Raw genomic sequence first — 26064 nt, 5'->3', positions numbered from 1 at the left:
AGTCAGCACGTGCGTGGGACTGACAGTGTGACAATAATTATAATATATTAATATTTTTCAAAAACTAAGCAATTGTCACGCGGAAGGGGGGGCGGCATTTTCTCCTGATCTCGGGCCGGCCATGCCGTCGTCGTTCCAATGATGAGGCATGGTGCTGCGGCGGCCAAAGCGCGGAGACATCGCGCAGTAAGTTGTCGGCTTGGCGCTGTGGGCGCTGGTTATGGCTATGTGGATCGGTTCGATCAAAGGGCGCTGGGTGATTTTTTTGCTGGCCGAATAGCGGGGCGGCGCGCATTACCGGGCTACGTAGCGCCGCGAATTTGGCGATGGCGCGTTCGCAAATTGCCTTATCATTTCCATTTTTCCGGTATGACTACAAAAGGGGGCCAGATGATCCATATCCGTGAAATCGATCACATCGTGTTGCGCGTCGTGGATGCGGCGGCGATGGAGCATTTCTACTGCAACGTCCTGCGCTGCCAGGTCGAGCGCCGGCAGGAGGAAATCGGCCTGATCCAGTTGCGGGCCGGCCGTTGCCTGCTTGACCTGGTGCCCGTGGACGGCAAATTGGGCCGCATGGGCGGCGCGGCGCCCGGCGTCGAAGGCCGCAATGTCGATCACATCTGTTTCCGCGTGGAGCCGTTCGATGAGGCCGCGATCCGTGGCGTGCTGGCCGCCGCCGGCGTGGAGGCCGGGCCGGTCGAATCGCGTTATGGTGCGGAGGGTGAGGGGCCATCCATCTACCTGAAGGACCCGGAAGGCAATACCATCGAGCTCAAAGGACCGAGCTGGTCATGAAGGTGGCGGTGAGCCTGGCTGCGCTTATCGCGCGGCGCGGTCATTCGCCGCCTGCGTCGCCTTCCTCGTCCTCGCCTTCGTCGTCGTCCTTGCTGGCGCGGGTCCGGGAGGCATCGGCCTCGGCCCTGAGTCGTGCGGCGCTGGCCATGAAGTCGGCCACGCTGTGGTCGGGACTCTGGCGCAGCGCCGGCGGCAGCAGCACCGACATATAGAGTTCATCGGCGGCGCGGCCCGTACTTTGCACATTGGTCATCAGGTTCAGGCCGGCGCCGGCCAGCAGCAGGATGGCGCAACTGACGGCGAAGCGGCGCGGGTAGTGCGGCTTGATGGTCCACAGGTGGAAATACAGCATGCCGCATACGAGCGCGATGACGGCCACGTTGCCGTAGCGCGTCAGCCATTCGGCCGAAAACGCGAACGCCAGCACGTCGCTCAGCACGCGCCAGGCGCCCACGGCGAACAGCCCCGTGCCGAGGATGAACAGGTGGCGGCCCAGCCGCGCATGGGTGCCGAACAGGCGGTTGGCCAATGCCCAGCCGCCGCTCCACGCCAGCCCCACGCCCAGTCCGGACGCCACCACCAGCAGGTAGCGGATGGGCTGGAAGGCGTCAATATCGGCCAGCCAGTTTTCCAGTCCCGAGAACAGGCCGATCAGCAGCAAGCCCACCAGCGCGGGCGCCGCGCCTTCCCAGCCGTGCATGGTGGTGTCGGCCAGTTCGGGGGCAACGGGGAAATCGGCGCCGCGCACGCGCACGCGCGTGTGGCCCAGCCGCACGACGGTGCTGCCGGCCAGGGGCACGCTAGGCTGGCGCTTGCCGTCGCTGATGGTGCCGTTGCGGCTGCCCAGGTCGCGCAGCACGGGCGCGCCTTCGTGGTCCGCTTCGATCACGGCATGGTGGGCGCCGGCATGGGCGTCGTCGAGGATCACGTCGTTGTCGTAGCCACGGCCCAGGCGGATCGGCAGGCTGTCGAAGCGCTGGCGGTGCAGCACCTCGCCGCCACGGCTGAGCAGTTCGACGTAGTAGGGCGCCTTCATGGCTGGCCTCCGTTGCCCAGCGCTTCGAGGAAGGCGCGCGTGACGCGCAGGCCGTTGTCGTAGGAGACGCCGCGCGCGTCGAGCCGGCTTTGCAAATTCATCAGCGGCTGGTCGGTGCTGGAGGTCAGCAGTGCGAAATCGTACAGGCCGTCGAACTTGCGGTAGGCGCGCACGCACAGCACGGCGCGCATGGGCAGCGTGCCGTTCCTGACGAATTGTTCCGTGCAACTGGGGCCGCTCAGGCGGCTGTCGCGGGTGGAGCCGAAGCGCTCATTCTTGAACGAGTCGCTGGCCAGCTGCGAAAAGCGCAGCGCGCCCAGCCCCGTGCTGCGCAGGTATTGGTGGCGGATGCTGATCTGGCCCGTCTGCAGCGAGCCGCTGACGAAGATGGCCGATTCCATGGCGCAGTTGGCGTTGTCCACGGTGAAGGGCTTGTCGGCCTTGACGGTGGAGCGGCCCCAGCAGCGCATCTGTTCCGATTCGCGCACGGGCACGCGGTAGGGGCCCATGTTCTTCAAGCTCAGCGGCGTGGCCAGCAGGCTGTCGACCATGGCGCGCTGGTGGGCCAGCAATTGCGCGGCCACGACGGCCGTGAAATCCTTGGGCGCCTGCTGTTGCCGGGCCACCTGTTTGAGCAGGTCTTGCGCGTAGCGGGCCGGCACCAGGAAGCTGACCAGCTCGCCATCGAGGCGCTTGGAGACGTTGATGCCGGCCACGGCGCCATCGCCCGTCACGCTGGGGCCGCCGCTCATGCCGGCGTTGATGGGGCCGGTGAACATGAGCTGGTCGTAGAAGCTGCGGGCAATCACGCCGTTGTAGGCGCCTTCCGAGATGGCGAAGCCAAGGTCGAGCGGATTGCCCAGCGAGTACAGGTACTGGCCCTGGTTCAGCGTGGCCAGGTGTTCGGGCAGCTTGAAAAAGCCGGTGCCGCTGCGGTTCACGCGCAGCACGGCCAGGTCGTGCAGCACGTCCACGGCCAGCAGTTCCACGTTGCCGCGCTGGCCGCTGGTGTCCACCCATTCGCCCACGTAGGTGTCGGGGTCGAGCGCGAATTGCGACACCACGTGGTAGTTGGTGACGACCAGGTTGCCGGTGCCGATCAAAAAGCCGGAGCCGACCGAGGATTGGGTATGGCCGCTGCGCAGCAGCGAGCGCACTTGCAGGATATCGTTCTTGGCCGACGCGTACAGTTTCTGGGCCGCGCTCGATGGTGGCGGCAGGGCCGTGCCGTCCGGCTTGGTGGCGTTGCGGGTGGCGGCGGGCGCCGTGAGCGGGGCCGCCGCCTGGGCCAGGCCGACGCCGGCGTCCGAGGCGGCCAGCGCGGTGGCGCTGGCCCAAGTCAAGCTGGAGAGCAGGGCGATGTGGCGAAATTTCATGCGGGCCTGGGACTTGGGAGCGGGCGCCGGAGCGGCGGCGGCGGGGCGGGGGCGGCTCAGAGTTCGCCGTCCTCGGCCGCGGGCGGCGTGGTGGGCGTCATCATGTGGCCCAGCTTGGCCGCCTTGGTGTTCAGGTAGTGCTGGTTGAAGGCGTTGCGGTTGACCAGCAGCGGCACCCGTTCCACCACTTCGATGCCGAGCTTGGTCAGGGCATCGATCTTGCGCGGGTTGTTGGTCATCAGGCGCAGCTTGGTGACGCCGAATTGCTCGAACATGGGCTTGACGAGCGCGTAGTTGCGGGCGTCGGCCTTGAAGCCCAGTTGTTCGTTGGCCTGCACCGTGTCGGCGCCGCCTTCCTGCAATCGGTAGGCGCGGATCTTGTTGATCAGGCCGATGCCGCGGCCTTCCTGGCGCAGGTAGAGCAGGATGCCGCGGCCTTCGGCGGCGATCTTCTTGAGCGCGCCTTCGAGCTGGGCGCCGCAGTCGCAGCGCTGCGAGAACAGCACATCGCCCGTCAGGCATTCCGAGTGCACGCGCGCCAGCACCGGCTCGCCGTTGCCAATGTCGCCCAGGGTCATGGCCAGGTGTTCCTTGCCCGTCGCATGCTCGACGAAAGCGTGCAACGTGAACTGGGCCCATGGGGTCGGCAGCGCGCAGGAAGTGGTGTAATCCAATTCAACGTTGACGGGTGTTTCTGCGCTCTGCGACATGGCTGTGCTCTTCAAAAAATGGCAAAAATATAAAAAAGGGCGCGCCGGGCTGATACCCACACCCGGCGCGCCCTGACATCATACCAAAACTCGGGCAAAAATTATTTTGAGGACATTCTCGGCTTGATGCCCGCCCGTTCAATATGGCAGATCGAACAACAAAATCTCCGCATTGTCGGCCTGTTCCAGCGTCACTTGCGGCTCGTCGCTGAGCTTGAGCGCGTCGCCGCCGCTCAGCGCCACGCCATTGACGGTGACGCTGCCCCGGATTACGTGCACATAGCCGAGCCGCCGGGGCGCCAGCGCATGGGTCACATGGTCGCCCGCGCCCAGGATGGTGGCGTACAGCGCCGCATCCTGGTGGATCAGCACCGAGCCGTCGCGGCCATCGCTGGAGGCGATCAGGCGCAGCTTGCCCCGCTTGCTGTCGGGCGCGAAGTGCTTTTCCTCGTAGCTGGGGGCGATGCCCGTCACATTGGGCATGATCCAGATCTGCAGGAAATGCACGCCTTGCGTGCGCGAGTGGTTGAACTCGCTGTGCCGCACGCCGCTGCCCGCGCTCATCCGTTGCACGTCGCCGTAGTGCAGCACGGAGCCGGTGCCCATGCTGTCCTTGTGTTCCAGTGCGCCGTCGAGCACGTAGGACACGATCTCCATGTCGCGGTGGCCGTGGGTGCCGAAGCCCTGGCCGGGCACCACGCGGTCCTCGTTGATCACGCGCAGCGGGCCGAAGCCCATGTGTTGCGGATCGTAATAATCAGCAAAGGAGAAGCTGTGTTGCGATTGCAGCCAGCCGTGGTGGGCGTCGCCGCGTTCTGCACTTTTGCGTACTTCTAACATGGTGGACTCCTGTTCTTTGTTTGGTTATGCAATAATTTCGAACGTCGGCTCGTCTGTATTGCGGATGAAAAGCAGTATATCCGCATGCGATGGGAATAAAAAACGGAAAATATTCCGCTCTATTATCGAAAAATTCGAATGCTCAGACTCAGCCTGGAAGCCTTGCAAATCGTGGACGCCATCGACCGGCGCGGCTCGTTCTCGGCCGCCGGCAAGGAATTGCACAAGGTGCCGTCCACCATTTCCTACACCGTGGGCAAACTGGAGGACGAGCTGGGCGTGCAAATTTTCGCGCGCCACGGCCCGCGCGTCGTGTTGACGGCAGCCGGCCAGGAGTTGCTCAAGGAAGGGCGCTACCTGCTGTACGCGGCGCATGACCTGGAGCAGCGGGTGCGCCGCGTGGCCTCGGGCTGGGAGACGGAACTGGCCGTGGGCAGCGATTCCATGTTCGCGCCGGCCGTGTTCCTGCCTGACGTGGCCGCGTTCTACGCCGTCACCGGCCAGACCCGGCTGCGCATGGTGCAGGAAGCGCTGTCCGGCACGTGGGAGGCGCTGCTCGAGCGCCGCGTGGACGTGCTGGTGGGCGCGGCGGGCGAGGGGCCGTCCGGCGGCGGCTACGTGGCCGAGGCGATGGGCAAGTTGTCGTTCGTGTTCGTGGTGGCGCCCGGCCATCCGCTGGCCGGCGCATCCGAGCCGCTGGACCGGGCCGCGCTGCAACCGTACCGCGCCGTGAGCGTGGCCGATTCCGCGCGCCGGCTGGCGCCGCGCACGGTGGGGCTGGCGCTGGGGCAGGATACGCTGACCGTGCCCACCATGCAGGCCAAGCTCGACTATCAACTGGCCGGCCTGGGCTTCGGCTTCCTGCCCGAGCCGTGCGCGCGCGCCGCCATCGCGGCCGGCCTGCTGGTGGAAAAGCAAGTCGAGGAACCCAAGCCGGACGAAACCTTCTACCTGGCCTGGCGCACGGGCGAGACGGGCGCCGCGCTGCACTGGTGGCGCGAGCGCATGGGCCAGCCTGGCGTGTTCGCGCGGCTGGTGCGCCATCTGCCGGCGCATGGCGGGTTTGCCACAGAAGCAGCGCCACGGACGGCCTAATGCCGGGTTCACCTGCCACGTAGTTGACCCGAACCAATAATTTCGGGATAGTATGTTGTGATCATGTAGGCATTAATCTGGAACAATTTATGACTGTATCGCCCGCCGCCTCGTCCCTGTTCATGCAATTGCTGGCCGACCGCAATGGCAGCCCGGCCGGCTTGCTATTCGACGCCGCGCCCGCCGTGGCGCCGTCCGACCTGCCGCTGGCGGCGTTGAGCGAACTGGCGGGCCATGGCGCTTGTTACTTCCGCGCCGACCTGGCGGCGGAACTGGCCGACGCGTTGCGGGCACAGGGCTGGCAGCCGCTGGCGGCGGAGCAATTGCTGCGGGCCGATGCCATGTTCCCGTTCGCGCTGGCGCCCGCCGTGCAGTGCGTGGAGGGCGACTGGTTCCTTGAGCCGCCGCCCAAGCCCGTGGGCCAGCAAGCCATGTCGCGCGCGCTGGCGCTGCAACTGGTGCAGCTGGTGTCGGCTGACGCCGACACCCACGAAATCGAATCGGTGCTGCGGCGCGATCCCACGCTGTCCTACCAGTTGCTGCGGCTGGTCAATTCGCTGGGCGTGGGCTCGGGCCGGCGCGTGACCAGCTTTTCCCAGGCCATCCTGATCCTGGGCCGGGCCCAGCTGCGGCGCTGGCTCAACCTGATGCTGTTCTGCACCCGCGATGGCGACTTGCGCTCGCCCATGCTGCTGGGCCGCGTGGCCGTGCGCGCGCGGGCCATGGAATTGCTGGCGCAAGCGACGGGCATGGACAAGGCGCGCCAGGAGCAGGCTTTCATGGCCGGCATGTTCTCGCTGCTGGGTGTGCTGTTTGGCCTGCCGCTGGCAGAGGTGCTGCAACCGCTGACGATCGCCGAGGCCGTGCAGCAGGCGCTGCTGCACCACGCGGGACCGATGGGGGACTTGCTGTTGTTGCTGGAACGGGCCGAGCGGCGCGACTACGCGGCCGTGGCCGCCCAGCTGGCGCAGCTGGAACTGTCCGGCGCCGAATTCAACCAGATCGTTGCCGACGCCCATTTGTGGATGCAGAGCGTCGCGGCCAGCGCGGCGGACGTCGGCCATGCATGATGCCGCCATCGCGCGCTGCCTGGCGCTGAGCCGGCAAGCCCGCGCCCAGCAGGATGGCGCGTCGGGCAAGTCGCCGGCCAATTCGTTGGCCGATACGCTGGCCAACCTGGAGGCGGCGCTGGAACAACTGGCCACGCATGGCGAGGACGCGGCCGAGCTGCAGCCGGACGCGGTGCTGGAACTGGACCTGGCCGGCTACGTCAAGGGCTGGAACAGCGGCGCGGCCCACCTGTTCGGCTACACGGCGCAGGAAGCCGTGGGCCAGCACGTGCTGTTCCTGTACGCGGCCGACGATGAGGACCAGACCGTGGCCGAGCTGGTGCCGCGCCACCCCAAGGGCTATACCGATGTGCGCCGCTGCAAGAAGTCGGGCGAGGTGGCGTGGCTGCGGCTGGCCAACGCGGAACTGCAGAACGACCGCGCCGAGGTGGTGGGCATGCTGGTCATGTTCAACCTGCTCGACGATCCGCTGTCCGAGGCCGACAAGGTGCACCTGCACGCGCGCATCATCGAGGACAGCGACCAGGGCGTGCTGATCACGGATGCCAACGAGCGCATCGTCTCGATCAACAATTCCTTCACCCGCATCACGGGCTACACACCGGCCGAAGCCATCGGCCAGACGCCGGACTTGCTGCGATCGGGCATCCACGACGCCGAGTTCCGCGCCAAGGTGCGGGCCGCCATGCAAGGGCAGGGGCCGTGGCGCGGCGAGATCATGGGCCGGCGCAAGAACGGCGAGCTGTTCCCGCAGTCCGTCACCATCAGCGTGGTGCGCGACCAGCATGGCCAGATCAGCCACACGTTTTCGCTGTTCTCCGACATCAGCGTGCACAAGGACGCCGAGGCGCGCATGCAGCGCATGGCCAACTACGACGCGCTGACGGGCCTGCCCAACCTGTGCCTGCTGAGCCAGCTGATGGGCCAGGCGTTGACGGAGGCGCGCCGCAGCCGCGAACATGGGGCGCTGCTGGTGGTCGAGATCAGCCGCATCGGCGCCATCACTGACACGCTGGGGCACGAGATCGGCAATGAACTGCTGTGCGAGATCGGGCGGCTGTTCCGCTTGTCGCTGCGCGAGGCCGACGTGCTGGCCAAGCTCGACGGCAACCGCTTCGCCGTCGCGCTGCTGCACATTGAAAAGCGCGAACATGCGGCCATCGTGGCGCAGAAGCTGATGGCGTCGCTGGAAGCGCCCATCGTCATCGATGGCCACCGGCTGCAGGTGGGGGCCCATGTCGGCATCACCATCTATCCCGAGGATGGCACGGAAACGCCGGCCCTGTTGCGCTGCGCCGATGTGGCCACCAGCAAGGCCGGGCAGAACGTGGAGTCTGGCTTCCTGTTCTACAGCGAGGAAATGAACTTGCGTGCCAAGGAGCACCTGCGGCTGGAAAGCGAACTGCGGCAGGCGCTGGGCAATGGCGAACTGCAGTTGTATTACCAGCCCAAGGTGAGCCTGCGCACGGGACGCATCATGGGGGCGGAGGCGTTGCTGCGCTGGCGCCACCCGGCGCGTGGCATGGTGTCGCCCGGCGTGTTCATCCCGGTGGCCGAGGAGACGGGGCTGATCCTGGAACTGGGCAACTGGGTGCTGGAGGAAGCCTGCCGCCAATTGCACGCGTGGCGCGACGCGGGGGTGCCGGCGCCGACGATCGCCGTCAACCTGTCCGGGCGCCAGTTCGACAGCCAGCTGCCGGAGCGGCTGGCCGAGTTGCTGGCGCGGCGCGGCGTATTGCCGGAGCAGCTGATGCTGGAGATCACGGAAAGCCTGCTGGTGCGCGGCACGGAGAACGTGATCGCCATCATGAACAAGCTGGTGGCCATGGGCATGGCGCTCGCGCTCGACGATTTCGGCACCGGCTATTCCAGCCTTGCCTACCTGAAGAAATTCCCCATCAGCACGCTCAAGATCGACCGCTCGTTCGTGATCGGCTTGCCGGACGAGGAAAACGATTGCGCCATCGCGCGCGCCATCGTCACCATGGCGCGCCAGTTGCGCCAGGAGATCGTGGCCGAAGGGGTGGAGACGCCCGAGCAGATGGCCTTCCTGCGCGGACTGGGCTGCCATCAACTGCAAGGCTTCCTGTTCAGCCCGGCCGTGCCGGCGGCCGAGTTCGAGGCCATGTTGCGCGAGGACCGGCGGCTGACGGTGGACATGGCGTAGCGGCGGCTGTCCCGGATCAATGGATGGCGCGGGCGCCCATGTGACTATGCGATAATCAAAAAACGCATAGGAGCGCGCCATGAACGCCGCCATTTTCGACAGCCACAAGTATGCCAAGCGCCTGATCGACGCGGGGGTGACGCCCCAGGCCGCTGGCGTGCATGCCGAAGTGTTGCTCGAAGTAATGAGTCAAATCGCCGGCGGTTCGATGTCGGGCGAGCGGATGGAGGCCAGGCTGGGGACGCGAATGGACCAGATGGCCGCCGACGCCAATGCCAGGTTCGGCGCGGTCGATGCCAGGTTCGATAAGGTCGATGCGAAGATAGACCAGCTTGCATCGGAGTTGCACGCTCAGATCGCGGATGCCAAGGCTGACATGGTGCGCATGATGGTCGGCCTCAGTGTATTGCAGCTGGCGCTGATCTCGGCTCTGTTATTGAAGCTGACCCATTAGTCGCCTGCGATCGCTACCTGTGCATAAGGAGCGCGGCATGGCACATCGATATGATCTTGAACGGTTCAAAAAGGCGCAAGCGCCCGTGTACGACGCGGTGCTGCGCGAACTGGCGCAAGGGCGCAAGCGCAGCCACTGGATGTGGTTCGTGTTCCCGCAACTGGACGGGTTGGGACGCAGCGAGACGGCCCGCTATTACGCCCTGTCCGGCCTTGATGAGGCGCGCGCCTACCTGGCCGATCCCGTGCTGGGCCAGCGGCTGCGGACCTGCTGCGCCGTGCTGGCCGGCTTGCCCGGCCACGATCCGCACGCGATCTTCGGCGCGCCGGACGACATGAAATTCCATTCCTGCCTGACGCTGTTCGCGCTAGCGGCGCCAGAAGAAGCCATTTTCACAGCATGCCTGCAGCAGTACTTCGCGGGTGTGCCGGATCAGGCGACGCTTGCCTTGCTCGCGCGCGGCTGACTGCATGGCCTGAGTGAGGCGCCGCTGGTCGGGCAGGGCCGCGTCGCCCTAAACTGCATTTGTGCAAATATATCTCTATAATGGTGGTCCCATTCCGCTAACGACCACCTGCTCATGTCCACTTTGCAGTCCACCTTGCACGACGTCCACGCCGCCTTCAAACGCGAATTCGCCAGCCTGGACCTGTGGTGGTCGCGCGCGGTGGTGGTGGGCGCGGCGGCGGCGGCCGGCTTGACGGTGGTGGGTTTCACCTGGCTGGCCGAGAGTGCGTTGCGGCTGTTCCTGCGCGTGGGCGCGTGGTCGTGGTGGGCCGCGCTGGTGTGGATGCCGCTGGCCACGGCCGCCATCGTGTGGCTGACGCGGCGCTACGCGCCGGGCGCGGCCGGCTCCGGCATCCCGCAAGTGATGGCGACGCTGGACCCGGCCGTCGGCTCGCCGCAGCGGCCGCTGTACGTGTCGCTGCGCCTGAGCGCGGCCAAGATCGCGTTGACCGCCTCGGGCATGCTGGCCGGGCTGTCGCTGGGGCGCGAGGGGCCATCGGTGCAGATCGCCGCCGGGGTCATGCTGGCCGCGCGGCGCCTGCTGCCGCGGCGCTCGGCCGTCAACGCCCATGCGTTGCTGGTGGCCGGCGGCGCGGCCGGCATCGCGGCCGCGTTCAATACACCGCTGGCCGGCGTGATGTTCGCCATCGAGGAATTGTCGCGCAAGCCGGAGCAGCGCAACAGCGGCCTGATCGTGGCCGGCATCGTGCTGGCCGGCCTGATCGCCGTTTCCATCAACGGCAATGCCACCCATTTCGGTGTGATTCATCCGGGCCCGATCGGCCTGGCGCTGCTGTGGCCGGGCCTGCTGGCCACGCTGGCCAGCGGCGTGGCCGGCGGCTTGTTCGCGCGGCTGTTGCTGGCGTCGCTGAGCGGCCGTTCCGCTGACGCGCCCAGCCGCTGGCGCACGCGGCACCCGGTGTGGTTCGCGGCCGGCTGCGGCCTGCTGGTGGCGGGGCTGGGCATGCTAAGCCACGGCGCCACTTATGGCAGCGGCAACGAGATCACGCGCGCCATGCTCGAAGGCGGCGCCGTGCCGGCCGCCTTCGTGCTGTTCAAGTACGTGGCCACCTGGCTGACCGTATGGTCAGGCGTGCCGGCCGGGATCTTCGCGCCCTCGCTGGCGATCGGCGCCGCGCTGGGCCACGACGTGGGACTGCTGACCCACTATCCCTACCTGCCGGCCCTGATCGCGCTGGGCATGGTCGGCTTCCTGGCCGCCGCCACCCAGGCGCCGCTGACGGCCTTCATCATCGTCATGGAAATGGTGGATGGCCACGCCATGGTGCTGAGCCTGATGGCGTGCGCCGTCATCGCCAGCACCGTGTCGCGGGTACTGTCCACGCCCCTGTATGCGGCGCTGGCCAAATTGCAGTTGCAGCGCATGGCCGGCTACGCGCCGCCAGCCACCGCGCCGGCGCGGGCGGGGCACTGAGCGCATCGTCGCGCCGGCGCGCGCCTGGCCTGCTGCCGGATTTCCGCTATCATTCCGGCATGTCCGATTCGACCCATTTCCCATCACCGTCCGCGGCCCCGGCCGGCGCGGCCGCGAACGACGCGCCGCCCGCCGCCGCCGTGCTGCGGCAGTTCCGCATCATTTTCAACGCCGTCAAGACCCACTTCCGGCAAGTGGAAAAAGCGGCCGGCATCGGCGGTGCGCAAGTGTGGGCCTTGAGCGTGATCCAGCAGCGGCCTGGCATCGGCGTGAGTGAACTGGGGCGGGCGATGGATGTGCACCAGTCCACGGCCAGCAACCTGGTCAAGGCGCTGCTCGAGCGCGGCCTGGTGCGGGCCGTGAAGGCCGAACAGGACCGGCGTGCCGTCGGCCTGTTCCTGAGCGAGGCCGGACAGCATTTGCTGGAGCGCGCACCCGCGCCATTTTCCGGCGTGCTGCCCGATGCCCTGGCCGGCCTCGACGCATCCACGCTGGCGCGGCTGGAACAGGACCTGGGCACGCTGATCGCGGCGCTGGCGGCCGACGAAGCCAGCGCCACCACGCCGCTGGCCCACTTGTAGTGGCGCAGGCGCCGGGAAGCGGCTACTATCGGCGGACGTAACATTTTCATACCATCCACCGAGTTCACCACCAAGGAGTGACCATGACCCGCAGCATCCTGGACGAAGCGCACATCCATCCCGCCATCCGCGCCACCATCAGCGACAGCCACGCCGACGTGGTGCGCGAGGTGCAGGCCGCCATCGCGGCCCACCCCGTGGTGGTGGTGGGCATGGCCCAGAACCCGTTCCCGCGCAAGGCGCGCAAGATCCTCGATGGCCTGGGCCAGCCTTATCACTACCTCGAATATGGCAGCTACCTGTCGCAATGGCGGCGCCGCAACGCGCTCAAGATGTGGACCGGCTGGCCTACCATGCCCATGGTGTTCGTGCGCGGCGTGCTGGTGGGCGGCGCCCAGGAATTGCAGAAGCTGGTCGACCAGGGCCAGTTCTCCGCGCTGCTGGCGGCCTGAAGGTTACTTTTCGCTGGCCAGTTCCGTTTCCTCGGGCACCGTGCCGCTGCCCAGCAACTGGGTGAGGGCGGCGCGCAGTTCGCGCAGTTTGGGCGGCTTGCTCAGCACGCAGTCCGTGTGGTTGGGGTTGTCGCCGTCCGTCAGCAAGCGCTGGCCCCAGCCCGTGAGCAGGATGATGGGCGTGGTGGGCGACAGTTCCTTGATGGCGGCCGACACCTTGCGCCCGTCGATGTAGGGCATGCCCAGATCGGAGATGACCAGCTCGAACGGCGCGGCGCTGTGCACGGCGGCGGCGAAGGTGTCGATGCCGGCCTGGCCACCATCGGCCGAGGTAACCGTGTGGCCGTCGATCTCGAGGATGTCGCGCAGCGACTTGAGCACCATCGGGTCGTCGTCCACCACCAGGATGCGGCGCGCCGACGGCGGCGTGCCGTGCTGCACCGGCACCGCTGCGCTGGCGTTGGCCTGCACCGGGAAGCGCAGCCGCATGGTGGTGCCCACGTTGGGCCGGGTGTCCACTTCGATGCTGGCGCCATGGCGTTCCGTCATGCCGTACACCATGGCCAGCCCCAGCCCCGTGCCCCGTTCGCCCTTGGTGGTGAAGAACGGTTCCAGGCAGCGGCGCCGGGTGGCCTCGTCCATGCCCACGCCGCTGTCGGCGATCTCGATCAGCACCTGCTGGGGCGCCGTGGCGTGCACGCCGTCGGGCTGGCTGCGGCGCAGCCGGGTGCGCAGCGTCAGCGTGCCGCCGTCGGGCATGGCGTCCACGGCGTTGAAGATCAGGTTGGTCAGCGCTTCGCGGATCTCGCCTTCGATGCCGTGGATGGGCGGCAGCTCCGGCGCCAGCTCCGTCACCATGCGGATCACGATGCCCCGCTGCAGCGGCATGTCGCTCCAGCGCGCCCGTGTCAAGTCCATCACTTGTTGCAGCAGCAGGTTGGCGTCGACCGGCGTGAGCGTCAATTGCGGTTCGCGCTGGCGGTAGAACTCGCGCATGCGCGCCACCGTGGCGGCCACGTCGTCGATGGCGCGCTTGATCACTTCCAGGTTCTCGCGCGTGCGCGGGCTCAGGTCCGGCTCCGTCTCCAGCAGCGATTCCGTGTACAGGGCCACGGGCGAGATGGCGTTGTTGATGTCGTGCGCGATGCCGCTGGCCATCTGGCCCAGCGCGCGCAGCCGTTCCTGCTGCATCACGGTCTGCTGGGTCTGGCGGATGTCGTCGTAGGCCCGTTGCAGGGCGCTGTAGAGCTGGGCCTGGTTGGCGGCCAGCGCCACGTGTTCGCTCAGCTGGCGCAGGAATTCGCATTCGCCGCTGGAAAAACTGTTGGCCTCGTGGCGGGCCGCCACCAGCACCCCGAACACGGTGCTCTCGGCCAGGAGCGGCGCCATCACCAGCGCCCGCAAGCCGCCGCGCGCCAGGCGCTGGGGGAAGGGAAAGTCGACGGCCTGGATGTCCGGCTCGTACACCAGCAGGCCGGCCACGCAGCGCGACAGGCCGTTCTGGTCGATCGGCACGCGGCTGTGCTCGGTCATCGCGAACTCCATCGCCAGGGCCGCGCTGCGCAAGCCCACGCTGCTCACTTCGAGCATGTTCTGGCCCTGGTCGTACAGGCAGATGCAGCTGAAATCGACGGGCAACTGGTCCTCCAGGCTGCGGATCACGACCTGGAAGATGCTGCGCAAATCGAGCCGTTCGCCGATCGAGCGGGTGATCTGGTGCAGCAGGTTGAGCCGTCCCAGCTGGGCCTGCACCTTGTGCTCGGCCTGCTGGCGCACCACGATCTCCGTTTGCAGCGCGTCGTTGCTGCGGCCCAGTTCATCGCGCGAGACGGTGGTCCATTTGAGCTTGTCGGTCATGTTGTCGAAGGCGTTGGCCAGCTCGCCGATCTCGTCGCCCGTGTCCATCCTGAGCGCGAAATCGAGGTTGCCGGCGCCGACGATGGCCGTGCCCTCGCGCAGCGTGGCCAGCGGCCCGATCACGCGCCGGCGCACCATCAGGAAGGTCATGCCGACAAAGGCCAGCACCAGCGCGCCCGAACCGATGGCGGCGCCGTTGGCGCGCTGCTGGGCCTGCACCACGCCGGCCCGGCTGCGCTGCGACAGCACCAGCGCGCCCGAGATCATGGCCTGGGTCTTGTTGGTGATCTGGCCCGACAAGCGGGTGGCCAGCACTTCGTGGATGTCGCGCCGGTCCAGCTCCTGCTCGAGCTGGCGCTGGTTGGCCACCAGCAGCGTGAACAGCTGCTCCACGCTGGTCTGGTTGCTGCGCAGGTCGGCCAGCAGTTCCTCCTCCTGCCTGTCGTCCGTGGGCGGCATGGACCGCAACATCTGGCTCAGCGAGGCGCTGCGCCATTGCCACTGGATGCGGGTGCGTTCCTCGTGGCGCAGCGCGTATTCCATCATCAGGTAGCGCAGCGCCGTCACCCCCTGCAGCACGTTGCCGGCCGCTTCGTTCTTGGCCAGTTCGCGCCGGGTCTGCACGGCCGTCGACAGCAGCACGGCCAGCATCAGCGACACCAGCAGCAGGGCCAGCGCGCCGGCCAGCTTGAGGCGGGTTGAGATTTTCACCGGGCCCCCGTCAGTGGATGATGGTGACGGCCGACGGCGACACCGCCTCCAGGCCATCGAGGTAGATGAAGCTGAGGTAGTTGGGCAGGTCGGTGCGCGCCGTCAGCTTGTTCTTCATGGCCCAGCGCGCCTCATCCTCGAGCGCCAGGATCAGGCCCTGGTCCAGCACCACGCCGAAGCGGTAGGCCGGCCACGAGGCGCGCAGCTGGCGGTCGTCGCTCTGGGAGCTGCTGCTCATCAGTGCGCGCGCCGCCTCCGGGTGGCTGCTGCAGTAGCGCGCGCCGCGATCGAGCGCGCGCAGCACTTTTTCCATGGTGCGCGGCTGCTGGCGCACGTAGTCGCGCAGGCCGGCGATGTTGTACAGGCTCTCGTAGATATCCTTGCCGTAGAAGGCGCGCCCGTTCTCGCCCAGCTGGGTCAGCAGGGCGTCCAGGAACGGCTCCCAGGTGGCGGCCGCGTCGATCTCGCCGCGCGCCATGGCGTCGTACAGGTCCTCGGGCCGGTAGTTGATCATGGTGACGTCGGACGGGGCCAGGCCGTGCCGGTTGAGCATGGCGTCGAGCGCGAAATGGGCCGAGGTGTCAAGCGTGACGCCGATGCGCTTGCCCTTGAGGTCGGCCGGGGTGGCGATGCCGCGGTCGCGCCGCGCCACCAGGCCGTGGTCGCGCTCGGTGCGGAAGATGGTGGCGATCACCGTCACCGGGTCGTTGTTGATGCCGGCGAACATGACGGGAATGTCGGCCACCGTGCCCAGGTTGGCCTGGCCCTGCATCACGGCCTCCATGGCGGCCTTGCCGCTGGAGCGGGCCTGCAGCGTGACCAGCAAGCCCTGGTCGGCGAAATAGCCATTCTCGCGTGCGGCCGCCACCGGGCAGGTGCCCGCGTAGGCGCTGTTGGTGGCGATCGACACCTGTTCCAGCGCCGCCACCGGGCGCGGCGAGGCGCCCAGGTCCAGCCAGCCGTAGCGGCCGGCCAGCAGGGTCAGCGCGATCAGGATCAGCAATCCTGCCAGCGCCGCGATGGCGCCTCTAGCGGTCAAGCGTGGCCCCGATGGCTGTGTCATCTCGTTCCTCTCGTATGGCGGGCGTCAGGCGCAGCGCGCTGTCCACCGCTTCGGTGAACGCGGCCACGTCGATGGGTTTGGTCAAGTAGCGGAAAAAGCCGGCCGCCATGTTGTGGCGCACCTGCTCGGGCATGGCGCTGGCGCTGATGGCGATCACGGGGATGTGGGCCGTGGCCGGGTCGGCCAGCAGGCGGCGCCGCGTCTCCAGGCCATCCATGCCGTTCAGGTGGATGTCCATCAGGATCAGGTGCGGGCGGTGCTGGCGCGCCAGTTCCAGTCCCTGTTCGCCGCCCGTGGCCGACAGCAGCGCGCAGGGGCCGGCACTGCCGCGCCGCAGCCGCAGCAGGTCGGCGATCAGTTGCAGATTGGCGGGATTGTCTTCCACGTACAGCAGCGTGTGGCCGCCATCGGGGGCGGCCACGGCCGGCGTGGCGGCCGGCTCGGCGCGCGCTGCCGGCGGCGTGGCCGCGAGCATGTCCGGCACCGGCGCCACCGGCGCCACCGGCGTGAAGGCCACCAGTTCCGGCGCCACGGCCACGCTGGCGTCCGTGGCCGGCAGTTCGATCCAGAACGTGCTGCCCACGCCCACCATGCTGGCCACGCCGATCTGGCCGCGCATGGCTTCCATCAGGCGCTTGGTCAGGGCCAGGCCGATGCCCGTGCCTTCCTCGGCCGAGCCTTCCTGGCCCAGGCGGTTGAACGGCTGGAAGATCAGTTCGAGCTGGGCCGCCGTGAGCCCGGCCCCCGTGTCGCGCACGGCGATGCGCACCCGGCCCGGCTGGGCCGCCACGCAGTCGAGCGCCACCGTGCCCCGCTCGCGGTTGTACTTGACGGCGTTCGAGAGCAGGTTGATCAGCACCTGCTTGAGCCGGGTGCGGTCGGCCAGCACGTGGGCCGGGGCGCGCGCCGGGAAGCGCAGCTCGATGCCGCGCCGGGTGGCCAGCGGCTGGATCATGGCCTGGCATTCCTGGAACACGCGCGCCAGCGCCACCGGCTCCAGCGACAGCGTCATGGCGCCCGATTCGATCTTGGCCAGGTCCAGCACTTCGTTGATCAGGGTCAGCAGGTGGCGCCCGGCCTGCAGGATGTGGCGCGCGAACGCCTGCTTCTCGTCGGGCGTGGAAGGCAGCTTGTCGGAGGTGAGGATCTGGGCGAAGCCGAGGATGGCGTTGAGCGGGGTGCGCAGCTCATGGCTCATGTGCGACAGGAAGGTGGATTTTTCCTGGTTGGCCCGCTCGGCCTGCTGGCGCGCCAGTTCCAGATCCTTGTTGAGCGCGTCCATTTCGGCCGCGTGGGCCCGCAGCTGGCGCTCGAGCTTGGCGTTTTCCAGGCGCAGCATGCGCGTCTCGAGCGCGCGCGCCAGCACCGGCAGGATGGTCGACACCTTGAACGGCTTGATGATGTAGTCGAGCGCGCCCACCTTCATGGCCCGCACGGCCGAGGCGATCGAGCCTTCGCCCGTCATGATGATGCTGGCCAGGTCGGGGTCGATGGCGCGCGCGGCCTGCACCAGCGTGATGCCATCCATGCCCGGCATCATCAGGTCGGCCAGCAGCAGGTCGTAGTCGCCTGGCTGCAGCGCGTCGAGCGCGGCCTGGCCCGTGTCGTAGCCGCGGGTATCGTAGCCATGGTCGCGCAAGGTGCTGCACAGGGCCTGCATGTGCGCCGCTTCGTCATCGACGATGAGGATGCGGGGCCGGTTTCCGGGCTCGTTCATGCCGTCTCCAACCTGCGTCAGTCCGGCGCCCGCGCGTCGAGGGCGGCCGTGAGCTCGCGCAACGCCGGCGGCGCCGCATCGAGGTGGTAGCTTACCGTGTGGCGCAGGCCATCGTCGGCCTGCACCGTCAGGGTGTACAGGAAATCCCATGACTGGGGGGCGGGCGATTGCATGCTGGCCGGCAGGGCGAAAAAATCGCAGTCGCGCACCAGCTGGCGCAGGCGCGCGCCATCGCCGGCGGACAGCGCCGCCGTATCGGCCGTGCGCGTCTGCGCGCCGGCCGGCCCGGTGAAACCTCCCGTACTGTTCAACACGAGGCGCATGGCTCTCCCGTTCAAATCACTCCAACCTCCTTCCAGGCGGTCTGGACAGCTTGTTGTTCGGCTGAATTGGCGCCAAACAGCAGGGCGGCGGCCTGCATGGTGGCCTGGGCCGCGTCCGCGAACGTGGCGTTGGAGGTCAGCAGCGGCAGCGCGCGGTACCAGATCGGGCCCGCCTTGTCCCAGGCGTTGCCCTTGAGGATGGTGGCGGCGATGTAGAACGCGTGGTTGGGGATGCCCGAACTGGTGTGCACGTCGGCGTCGTCCTGGTAGCCGGCCATGTTGCCGGGCTGGTCATCGCCGGACCAGGTCAGGGCCCGGTTGCCTGGCTCGGCCATGGAACGCAGCGCCTTGCCCACGGCCGGGGCCATGATGCCGGCGCCGATCAGCCAGTCGGCCTGGTCCACGCTCTGCTTGAGCGTCCACTGCTTGACGATGCTGCCGAACACGTCGGAGATCGATTCGTTCAGGGCGCCGCTCTGCTGGCGGTACACCAGGCCGCCGGGCACCGTGTACTGGGTCACGCCGTGCGTCAGTTCGTGGGCAATCACGTCGATGGCGCCGGTGAAGCCGAGGAACAGCTTGCCGTCACCGTCGCCGTACACCATTTGCTGGCCGTTCCAGAACGCGTTGTTGAATTTCTTGTTGTAGTGCACGGTCGAATCGAGGCGCAAGCCCTTGCCGTCGATCGAGTTGCGCTTGAGCACGCTCATGTAGAAATCGTAGGTGGCGCCGGCGCCGTCATAGGCCTGGTTGACGGCCACGTCGCGGCTGGCATGATCGGTTTCGCCGCGCACCAGCTTGCCGGGCAGGGTGGTGCCGTGTTTGGCGTCGAAAATGGTGCGCCGCTTCTCGCCGGCGCTGATCCCCATCACGGCCGGCGCGATGGAACGCTGGCCGCGCAGGAAGGCCGACAGTTCGGCCTGGTCCAGCAGGCATTGGCGTTCCGCGTCCGTGGCGGCGGCGTCGGCCAGCTTGCGCAGCATGCCCGACGGGATGATGAAACAGGTGCAGTGGTGATGATGGGTATGCATGACTATCTTCCTCCAGGACAGCAAAGAGCCCGGACCCGCGGTGGCGTGCCGCATCCCTCATGCCGGGCGCTACGGGCACACCATGGAACTGCGGCGGGGCCGCTCATTGTGGTGTACTTCCTCGGTAATATAGTCTTTATATGATTGCAAATGTACGCACATTGTCACACGCTGAGCGAGGGGATTCTGACAATCGCACGACGGAAAAGCGGGTGGCGCGATCTTGATGGATCTGGGTGTTGGCGCCACTTTTTCCCGGCGAAACAAGGGTGATTGCTGCGCCGGCAGCAACGATGATGCGCAACGCCTGCCATTGAGGCAAGCTGAAAAATGGTGCTGTATTATTTTGGCAACATTGTCTTGCAAGTCGCTCAACGCCGGGGGCGCAGCGGATCGAGCAGATGGCGCAGGGCGTTGTGGTCGAGCTCGTACATCAGGGCCAGCAGTGCGCCCAGTTCGCCCGACGGAAAGCCGGTGCGCGCCATCCAGCCCAGGTAATGGCCGGGCAGGTCGGCCAGCAGCCGGCCCTTGTATTTACCGTAGGGCATCTCCCATTTGACCAGCAGCAGCAGCTTTTCCGTCTCCATGGCGGCCATCATACTGGAAAAGCGCGGGCCGGCCCCCATCTGGGGTGCGCTGGCGCAAGTCCGTCCGTGGCGTGGCCGGTGTATATTGCGCAGGATATCGGGCAAGTATGGCCGCTAGCCATGGCCTTGCCTTTTGAATTACATTGTCACGTTTTACATCGCCGGGAGTCCCCATGTCTTTTTCACCTATTTCCGCTGCGCGCCGCGGTGTCGCGTTTTGCTGGCGCCTGCTCGATGCCGGCCGCCGCACGGTCCTGAACCTGCTGTTCCTGGGCGTGCTGATCGCCATCGCCTACGCCCTGTTTGGCGGCGGCATCAAGCCGCTGTCGCCCAAGACCACGCTGGTGCTGGACTTGAAGGGGACGCTGGTCGAGCAAGCCAGCGGCGGCGCGCGCGAGGCGCTGCTGACCAGTGTGCGCGGCGGCGAGCCGCGCAAGATGGTGCAACTGCGCGACGTGCTGGCCGTGCTCGACGCGGCCGCCAAGGATCCCAATATCGGCGCGGCCGTGCTGCTGCCCGACGAGCTGCAAGGCGGCGGCCAGGCCATGCTGCGCGAAGTGGCGGCCGGCCTGGAGCGCTTCAAGGCCAGCGGCAAGCCCGTGGTGGCGTGGGGCGCCAGCTATGACCAGAGCCAGTATTTGCTGGCCGCGCACGCCAGCGAAGTCTATCTGCACCCGATGGGCATGGTGATGCTGGAAGGTTTTGGCCGTTACCGCAATTACTACCGCGACGCGCTCGACAAGCTGGGCGTGACGGTCAACCTGCTGCGGGTGGGCACCTACAAGAGTTTCGGCGAGCCGTTCATCGCCAACGGGCCGTCGCCGGCCGCCGCCGAAGCGGACGCCTACCTGAACAACGGCCTGTGGAACGCCTACACGGGCGACGTGGAGCAGGCCCGCAAGCTGCCCCAGGGCGAGGTGATGCGGACCATCAATGATTTGCCGGCCCGGGTGGCGGCCGTGCATGGCGACCTGGCCCGGCTGTCGCTGGCGGCCAAGTGGGTCGATGGCCTGAAGACGCGCGACCAGGTGCGCCAGATGATGACGCAGCGCGGCGCGCCGGACGGCAAGAGCTTCCGCCAGATCGCCTTCGACGATTACCTGGCCCGCTTGCATCCCAAGCTGACCGGCGACGCCATCGGCGTGGTGGTGGCGGCCGGCGAGATCAGCGACGGCACGGCCGGTCCCGGCGCCATCGGCGGCGATTCGACCTCCAAGCTGATCCGCATGGCGCGCGAGGACGACAGGATCAAGGCCGTGGTGCTGCGCATCGACTCGCCCGGCGGCAGCGCGTTCGCCTCGGAACTGATCCGGCGCGAGCTGGAACTGACGCGCGCGGCCGGCAAGCCGGTGGTGGTATCGATGGGGAACGTGGCCGCCTCCGGTGGCTACTGGATTTCCATGGCCTCCGATGAAGTGATCGCCGACCCCACCACCATCACCGGCTCGATCGGCGTGTTCGCCATCCTGCCGACGGCGGAAAAGGTGATCGACAAGCTGGGCATCCACACGGCCGGCGCGCCCACCACCTGGCTCGGTGACGCGGGCAATCCCCTGCGTCCGCTCGATCCGCGCTTTGGCCAGGTGATCCAGAGCAGCATCAACCATATCTACGGTGAATTCACCACCAAGGCCGCGCAGGCGCGCAAGACCACGCCCGAGAAGATCGACGCCGTGGCCCAGGGCCGCGTGTGGACCGGCCAGCAGGCCAAGGACCGGGGCCTGGTCGACACGCTGGGCAGCTACAACGACGCCATCAAGTCGGCCGCCCGCCGCGCCAAGCTGGGCGACGATTACCGCGTCACCTACATCGAGCGCGAAACGAGCAAGTTCGACAAGCTGATCGAACTGTTTGGCGGCTCCGTGGCGCAGGCCGTGGGCGCGCAGGTCAAGCTGGGCTTGAGCACGACCGGCCTGCCGCCGGGCGCGGCGGCCGATGTGGCCCATGAACTGGGCTGGCTCAATGACGTGAGCGCAGGCCATAAACCGTTCATGGCCATTACCCACTGCCTGTGCGAATCGCCATAACGATGCGCACTGGCGCATGCGCGCGAGGGTCAGACCTCAGGCTCTGACCCGGAAGCGCAAGGCGCTACGCCAGCGGCAGCGTGATGGCGAAGCGGCTGCGGCCATCGGGCATGGTGGCGCAGCGCGCGTCGCCGCCGTGGCGGCGGGCGATCTGGCGCACCAGCGCCAGTCCCAGCCCGGCGCCATGGTTGTCGCGCGTGCCGGCGCGCCGGTAGAACGGCTCGAACACGCGCTCGAATTCCCCGATCGGGATGCCGGGGCCGCTGTCCCACACGCTCAAGGTGACGCTGGGCGCGTCGGCCGCGTCATCGCGTTCGATCCGCACATGGGCTGGCGGCGTGCCATGCCGGCGCGCGTTCTCCAGCAGGTTGCGCAGCAGCCGGCGCAGCAGGCGCGGGTCGCCGCGCACGGTGGCGCTGGCGCCGTCCAGCACCGCGTCGTCGTAATGGGCGCATTCCTCGGCGGCCAATGCCAGCAGGTCCACATCCTCCAGCGCCATGGCGTCGTCGATGGCGCCCAGCCGGCTGGCCAGCAGGATTTCGTCGAGCAGGTGATCCAGTTCCGCGATGTCCTGTTCCAGCCCGGCGCGGCGTTTGGCATCCACCGTTTCCTTCACCAGTTCCAGCGCCAGCCGGATGCGCGCCAGCGGCGTGCGCAATTCGTGCGAGGCGTTGGCCAGCAGCGTCTTGTGGGCGCCCACCAGTTGCTCGATCTGGTCGGCGGCGCGGTTGAAACTGCGCGCCAGTTGCGCCACTTCGTCCTTGCCTTCCACCTTCACGCGGGCCGACAGGTCGCCCGCGCCCAGCGATTCCACGCCCGTCTGCAACCGCTCCAGGCGGCGCGTGAGCTGGCGCACGATGGGGTAGGCGGCCACCGCCACCCCCAGCACCAACAGCAGCAGCATGGCGTGCAGCACCTGGCGCGCGCTGGCGAAGCCCAGCGGTTGGCTCGATAGCAGCTGGCGCCCGTCCGGCAGGCGCACCCAGGACGCGCGCGGCGGCGCCGTCAGGGTTCGCAGCCGCCATTCCGGCCTGGGCAGCGGCGGGCCCACCGTGGCCAGCGGCGTCCAGTCGGCCGCGTACAGCGTCATGCGGGCGTGGATGCCGCTGGCCATGCGTTCCAGCGCCGCCTGCTGTTGTTCGGCCGGTGCGCCGGCCGGCGCCAGCGTGTTCTGCACCAGCCGCGCCAGCGTGGCGTCCGAGCGTTCCATGGGGCCGCCGTCGCGGTGCCACAGCAGCGAGACGGCCAGCGCGAACAGCATCAGGCTGGCCAGCAGCGCGATGTAGAAGCGGAAGTAGAGGCGCGACATCAGTCCTGCGCCCTGGCGAACAGGTAGCCGGCGCCGCGCACGGTGATGATGCGGCGCGGCTTCTTCGGATCATCCTCGACGGCGGCGCGGATGCGCGACATGTGCACGTCGATGGAGCGGTCGAACGCCTCGATCTGCTCGCCCTTGACCAGTTCCATCAGCGCGTCGCGCGACAGCACGCGGCCCGCATGCTGGGCCAATGCCAGCAGCAGGTCGAACTGGTAGGCGGTCAGTTCGCACGGCGCGCCGGCTATGCTGGCGCGGTGGCCGGCCGGGTCGATCTCGAGCCGGCCGAAGCGCAACGCCGGCGGGCCGTCGCGCGGACCGTCCACGCGCCGGCGCAGGATGGCGCGCAGGCGCGCCAGCAGTTCGCGCGGCTCGAACGGCTTGGGCAGGTAATCGTCGGCGCCGATTTCCAGGCCGACGATGCGGTCCACGGCGTCGCCGCGCGCCGTCAGCATCAGCACGGGAATATCGGAATGGGTGCGCAACTGGCGGCACACGTCCAGGCCGTCCATATCGGGCAGCATCAGGTCCAGCACCATGGCGTCGGCTGGCGCGGCGGCCAGTTGCGCCAGCGCGTCCGCGCCCGTGGCGGCGGCGCGCACGCGAAAGCCCGCCTGGCCCAGGTACTCGGTGAGCATCTCGGCCAGGCGGGGATCGTCTTCAACAAGCAGGATACGGTCAGCCATGGATTGCATTCTACGGACAGGCGGCGACCGTCACAAGCGGCCGCCTGTCCATCCGGTGGATGGTTTAACCGTGGTGCATGCCGCGGCCGTGGCCGTGCATCTGCGCCAGGTGCTCGGCCAGCTTCTGGCGCTGGGCCGGGGTGAGCTGGTCACCCACATCGGCGATCAGCTGCACCAGCCGCTTCGACGCCTGGTCGGCCAGCTGCAAGTTCTGGGCGCGGGCCGCTTCCAGCGCAGCGCGGTCGATGGTGGGCGCCGTCAGCAGCTGCAGCGCGGCCGCGTGGGCCTTGTGCAGTTGTTCGTGCATGGGCAGCAGGTCTTGCATGGCCTGGCGCTCCAGCGGCTCGATCTGGGTCTTCTGGGCCTCGGTGGCGTCGATTTCCACGTACATGTGCTTGAGCATGCGGTCCACGTGGGCGGTGGCGTCGATGGCGCTGTGCGGGCCGGCGCTGTTCAGGTGACGGTCCACGGCGTAGGCGCCGGCGCCGGCGGCCAGCGCGGCGCCGAGCAGGAAGGCGGCGATGGTGTTGCGGTTGAAGATGCTCATGTTGGTTCCTTGGTTGGGTTGAGGAGACTACGGGATCCAGTATGCGAGGTCACCGTATCGCTGCCATGTCGCGCAGGTAAAGATTTGTAAAGCGGATTTGTAGCGAGTTTGTAACTTGGCCACAGAATGGCGGTGTGCGACCGTAAAATGACAAGCTTCAAACAGGACGATGCCGCCGCCGTGGCGGCCATGACAAGGACAGGCGATGACGACGCAAGCGACCCCGGAAAAATCCGCAAACCCAGTCCGGCGCAGCGGCCGTGCGAGGCTGGCCGGCGGCGTGATCGCCATCGCCGTGATGGCCGCGCTGGGCGGGCTGGCGTGGCATCTGACGCATCCCGCCGCCGGTGCCGGTGGCGCTGGCGGAGCGCCGGGAATGGCGGGCGGTCCCGGTGGGCCTGGCGGCCCAGGCGGTCCCGGTGGACGGCGCGGCGGCCCGGCCACCACGGTGGGAGTGGCCACTGCCGAACAGGCCGACGTGCCGGTATCGCTCGATGCGCTGGGCACCGTGACTTCGGCCGCCACCACCACCGTGCGGGTGCAGGTATCGGGCATTCTGCGCAAGGTGCTGTTCAAGGAAGGGCAGATGGTCAAGGCCGGCCAGGTGCTGGCAGAGATCGACCCGCGCCAGTTCGAGATGGCGTTGCTGCAGGCCAGCGGCCAGCGCCAGCGCGACGAGGCCCAGCTTGAGAACGCGAAGCTGACGCTGGAACGCTATCGCACGCTGCAGGGCCAGGATTCGATCGCGCGCCAGGACGTCGACACGCAGGCGGCGCTGGTCAAACAGTTGCAAGGCACGGTGATGACGGACCGCGCGGCCGAAGGACTGGCGCGCCTGAACCTCGGTTATACCAAAGTGGTGGCGCCCATCAGCGGCCGGGTGGGCTTGCGCGGCGTGGACGTGGGCAACCTGGTCAACTCCGGCGACGCGGCCGGCATCGCCGTCATCACCCAGCTGTCGCCGATCGACGTCACCTTCACCATTCCGCAGGACCAGGCGCCCGACGTGCTGGCGCGCGTGAACGAGGGCGCGGCCCTGCCGGCCGTCGCGTTCGACCGCACGCGCAGCACGGCGCTGGCCGAAGGCAAGTTCGCGGCGCTCGACAACCAGGTCGATACCCAGACCGGCACCGTCAAGGCCAAGGCGCGCTTCGCCAATGACAAGACGACGCTGTTCCCCAGCCAGTTCGTCAACCTGCGGCTGGAGCTGCGCACCATCAAGGACGCCGTGATGGTGCCGGTGACGGCGCTGCGTCACGGCGCCAGCGGCGATTTCGTGTACGTGCTGAATGCGGACCGCACGGTGTCGCTGCGCCCTGTCACGCGCGGCCAGGCGACGGCGGACAAGGTGCAGATGAAGACGGGCCTGCAACCCGGTGAGCAGGTCATCACGGAAGGTGCGGACCGGCTCAAGGACGGCGCCCGCGTGGTGCTGGCCGGTGACAAGCCCGGTGCCGGGGCTGGCGGGGCAGGTGGCCGGCATGGCGGGCGTCGCATGGGTGGGGCCGGTGCGGCCGGAGCAGGCGCCGGCGGCGCGCATGCCGGAGCGAATGCCGGAGCCAGTGCAGGTGCAGGTGCAGACGCAGGTGCAGGCGCGGGTGCGGGCGCCGCCGCCAGCGGCTGGCCGGGCGGTCAACGCCCACCGCGCGGGAGCGGGCAATGACGGTGGCGCGCCATAA

24 protein-coding genes are annotated in these 26064 nt (G+C 67.9%); 11 read left to right on the top strand and 13 right to left on the bottom strand.

The features are described 5' to 3' along the window. Window positions 1–390: 390 nt before the first annotated feature. Entirely contained in the window at window positions 391–798 is a 408-nt protein-coding gene (locus H3H36_RS04455) for a VOC family protein (RefSeq protein ID WP_182214527.1), read from the top strand. Window positions 799–838: 40 nt separating this feature from the next. Here the strand turns inward: H3H36_RS04455 and H3H36_RS04450 are convergent, their stop codons facing one another. The 4 genes from H3H36_RS04450 to H3H36_RS04435 form a co-directional block, all read right to left on the bottom strand. Further along, complete coding sequence (locus H3H36_RS04450) at window positions 839–1834, bottom strand: FHA domain-containing protein (RefSeq protein ID WP_182214525.1); 996 nt, start codon at window positions 1832–1834, stop codon at window positions 839–841. Beyond that, window positions 1831–3210, bottom strand: coding sequence for a S1 family peptidase (locus H3H36_RS04445; protein ID WP_182214522.1), 1380 nt, complete (start codon window positions 3208–3210; stop codon window positions 1831–1833). Before H3H36_RS04445 ends, H3H36_RS04450 begins: the two co-directional genes overlap by 4 nt. 56 nt (window positions 3211–3266) lie before the next feature. After that, a complete protein-coding gene (gene ribA, locus H3H36_RS04440; RefSeq protein ID WP_182214520.1) occupies window positions 3267–3920 on the bottom strand; it encodes a GTP cyclohydrolase II in 654 nt (217 codons plus the stop codon). Window positions 3921–4058: 138 nt separating this feature from the next. Next, window positions 4059–4760 (bottom strand): pirin family protein, encoded by a 702-nt coding sequence (locus H3H36_RS04435; protein ID WP_182214518.1) that lies wholly within the window; start codon window positions 4758–4760, stop codon window positions 4059–4061. A gap of 138 nt (window positions 4761–4898) precedes the next feature. On the opposite strand from H3H36_RS04435, the gene H3H36_RS04430 reads away from it, so the two are divergent. From H3H36_RS04430 to H3H36_RS04395, 8 genes are all read left to right on the top strand, one after another. Continuing rightward, window positions 4899–5855: a LysR substrate-binding domain-containing protein gene (locus tag H3H36_RS04430; RefSeq protein ID WP_182214515.1), complete on the top strand. Its 957-nt coding sequence runs from the start codon at window positions 4899–4901 to the stop codon at window positions 5853–5855. 89 nt (window positions 5856–5944) lie between these two features. Then, window positions 5945–6925, top strand: a complete 981-nt coding sequence (locus tag H3H36_RS27440; RefSeq protein WP_182214513.1) for an EAL and HDOD domain-containing protein — start codon at window positions 5945–5947, stop codon at window positions 6923–6925. Then, window positions 6918–9092, top strand: a complete 2175-nt coding sequence (locus tag H3H36_RS04420; RefSeq protein ID WP_182214511.1) for a putative bifunctional diguanylate cyclase/phosphodiesterase — start codon at window positions 6918–6920, stop codon at window positions 9090–9092. The genes H3H36_RS27440 and H3H36_RS04420 overlap by 8 nt, the downstream gene beginning before the upstream one ends. Before the next feature lie 79 nt (window positions 9093–9171). Beyond that, a complete protein-coding gene (locus tag H3H36_RS04415; RefSeq protein ID WP_182214508.1) occupies window positions 9172–9546 on the top strand; it encodes a hypothetical protein in 375 nt (124 codons plus the stop codon). A gap of 37 nt (window positions 9547–9583) precedes the next feature. Then, window positions 9584–10012 carry a DUF1810 domain-containing protein gene (locus tag H3H36_RS04410; protein WP_182214505.1) on the top strand — a complete coding sequence of 143 codons (429 nt, stop codon included), beginning with the start codon at window positions 9584–9586 and terminating at the stop codon, window positions 10010–10012. Window positions 10013–10126: 114 nt separating this feature from the next. Beyond that, entirely contained in the window at window positions 10127–11488 is a 1362-nt protein-coding gene (locus H3H36_RS04405) for a chloride channel protein (RefSeq protein WP_182214502.1), read from the top strand. 59 nt (window positions 11489–11547) lie between these two features. After that, window positions 11548–12069: a MarR family winged helix-turn-helix transcriptional regulator gene (locus tag H3H36_RS04400; protein ID WP_182214500.1), complete on the top strand. Its 522-nt coding sequence runs from the start codon at window positions 11548–11550 to the stop codon at window positions 12067–12069. Window positions 12070–12152: 83 nt separating this feature from the next. Continuing rightward, complete coding sequence (locus H3H36_RS04395) at window positions 12153–12521, top strand: glutaredoxin domain-containing protein (protein ID WP_182214498.1); 369 nt, start codon at window positions 12153–12155, stop codon at window positions 12519–12521. 3 nt (window positions 12522–12524) lie between these two features. Here the strand turns inward: H3H36_RS04395 and H3H36_RS04390 are convergent, their stop codons facing one another. The 6 genes from H3H36_RS04390 to H3H36_RS04365 all read right to left on the bottom strand — a co-directional run bounded on the left by H3H36_RS04390 (window position 12525) and on the right by H3H36_RS04365 (window position 19810). Beyond that, window positions 12525–15089: an ATP-binding protein gene (locus H3H36_RS04390; RefSeq protein WP_182214495.1), complete on the bottom strand. Its 2565-nt coding sequence runs from the start codon at window positions 15087–15089 to the stop codon at window positions 12525–12527. Window positions 15090–15099: 10 nt separating this feature from the next. After that, window positions 15100–16128, bottom strand: a complete 1029-nt coding sequence (locus H3H36_RS04385) for an ABC transporter substrate-binding protein (protein WP_229219726.1) — start codon at window positions 16126–16128, stop codon at window positions 15100–15102. Then, a complete protein-coding gene (locus H3H36_RS04380) occupies window positions 16118–17869 on the bottom strand; it encodes an ATP-binding response regulator (protein WP_182214490.1) in 1752 nt (583 codons plus the stop codon). Before H3H36_RS04380 ends, H3H36_RS04385 begins: the two co-directional genes overlap by 11 nt. Before the next feature lie 17 nt (window positions 17870–17886). Beyond that, window positions 17887–18192 (bottom strand): protealysin inhibitor emfourin, encoded by a 306-nt coding sequence (locus tag H3H36_RS04375; protein WP_229219725.1) that lies wholly within the window; start codon window positions 18190–18192, stop codon window positions 17887–17889. Between the two features lie 11 nt (window positions 18193–18203). Continuing rightward, a complete protein-coding gene (locus H3H36_RS04370; RefSeq protein ID WP_182214487.1) occupies window positions 18204–19223 on the bottom strand; it encodes a M4 family metallopeptidase in 1020 nt (339 codons plus the stop codon). Window positions 19224–19594: 371 nt separating this feature from the next. Further along, window positions 19595–19810 (bottom strand): DUF3820 family protein, encoded by a 216-nt coding sequence (locus H3H36_RS04365; RefSeq protein WP_182214485.1) that lies wholly within the window; start codon window positions 19808–19810, stop codon window positions 19595–19597. Between the two features lie 173 nt (window positions 19811–19983). Between H3H36_RS04365 and sppA the strand changes: the two genes are divergently transcribed. Beyond that, window positions 19984–21837, top strand: coding sequence for a signal peptide peptidase SppA (gene sppA / locus H3H36_RS04360; RefSeq protein ID WP_182214482.1), 1854 nt, complete (start codon window positions 19984–19986; stop codon window positions 21835–21837). 64 nt (window positions 21838–21901) lie between these two features. On the opposite strand, the gene H3H36_RS04355 is transcribed toward sppA, so the two are convergent. From H3H36_RS04355 to H3H36_RS04345, 3 genes are all read right to left on the bottom strand, one after another. Next, the gene (locus H3H36_RS04355) at window positions 21902–23146 is read right to left on the bottom strand and encodes a sensor histidine kinase (RefSeq protein ID WP_182214479.1); all 1245 of its coding nucleotides are present in this window, start codon (window positions 23144–23146) and stop codon (window positions 21902–21904) included. Further along, entirely contained in the window at window positions 23146–23838 is a 693-nt protein-coding gene (locus tag H3H36_RS04350; RefSeq protein WP_182214477.1) for a response regulator, read from the bottom strand. The genes H3H36_RS04355 and H3H36_RS04350 overlap by 1 nt, the downstream gene beginning before the upstream one ends. A gap of 64 nt (window positions 23839–23902) precedes the next feature. After that, entirely contained in the window at window positions 23903–24385 is a 483-nt protein-coding gene (locus H3H36_RS04345) for a Spy/CpxP family protein refolding chaperone (protein WP_182214475.1), read from the bottom strand. Between the two features lie 205 nt (window positions 24386–24590). On the opposite strand from H3H36_RS04345, the gene H3H36_RS04340 reads away from it, so the two are divergent. After that, window positions 24591–26048, top strand: a complete 1458-nt coding sequence (locus tag H3H36_RS04340; RefSeq protein ID WP_182214472.1) for an efflux RND transporter periplasmic adaptor subunit — start codon at window positions 24591–24593, stop codon at window positions 26046–26048. The last annotated feature ends 16 nt before the right edge of the window (window positions 26049–26064 follow it).

This window comes from Rugamonas fusca (assembly GCF_014042365.1).
GTDB lineage: Bacteria > Pseudomonadota > Gammaproteobacteria > Burkholderiales > Burkholderiaceae_D > Rugamonas > Rugamonas fusca.
The sequence above is the reverse complement of the archived record's forward strand: the minus strand, read 5'-3'. Positions and strand labels throughout refer to the sequence as shown.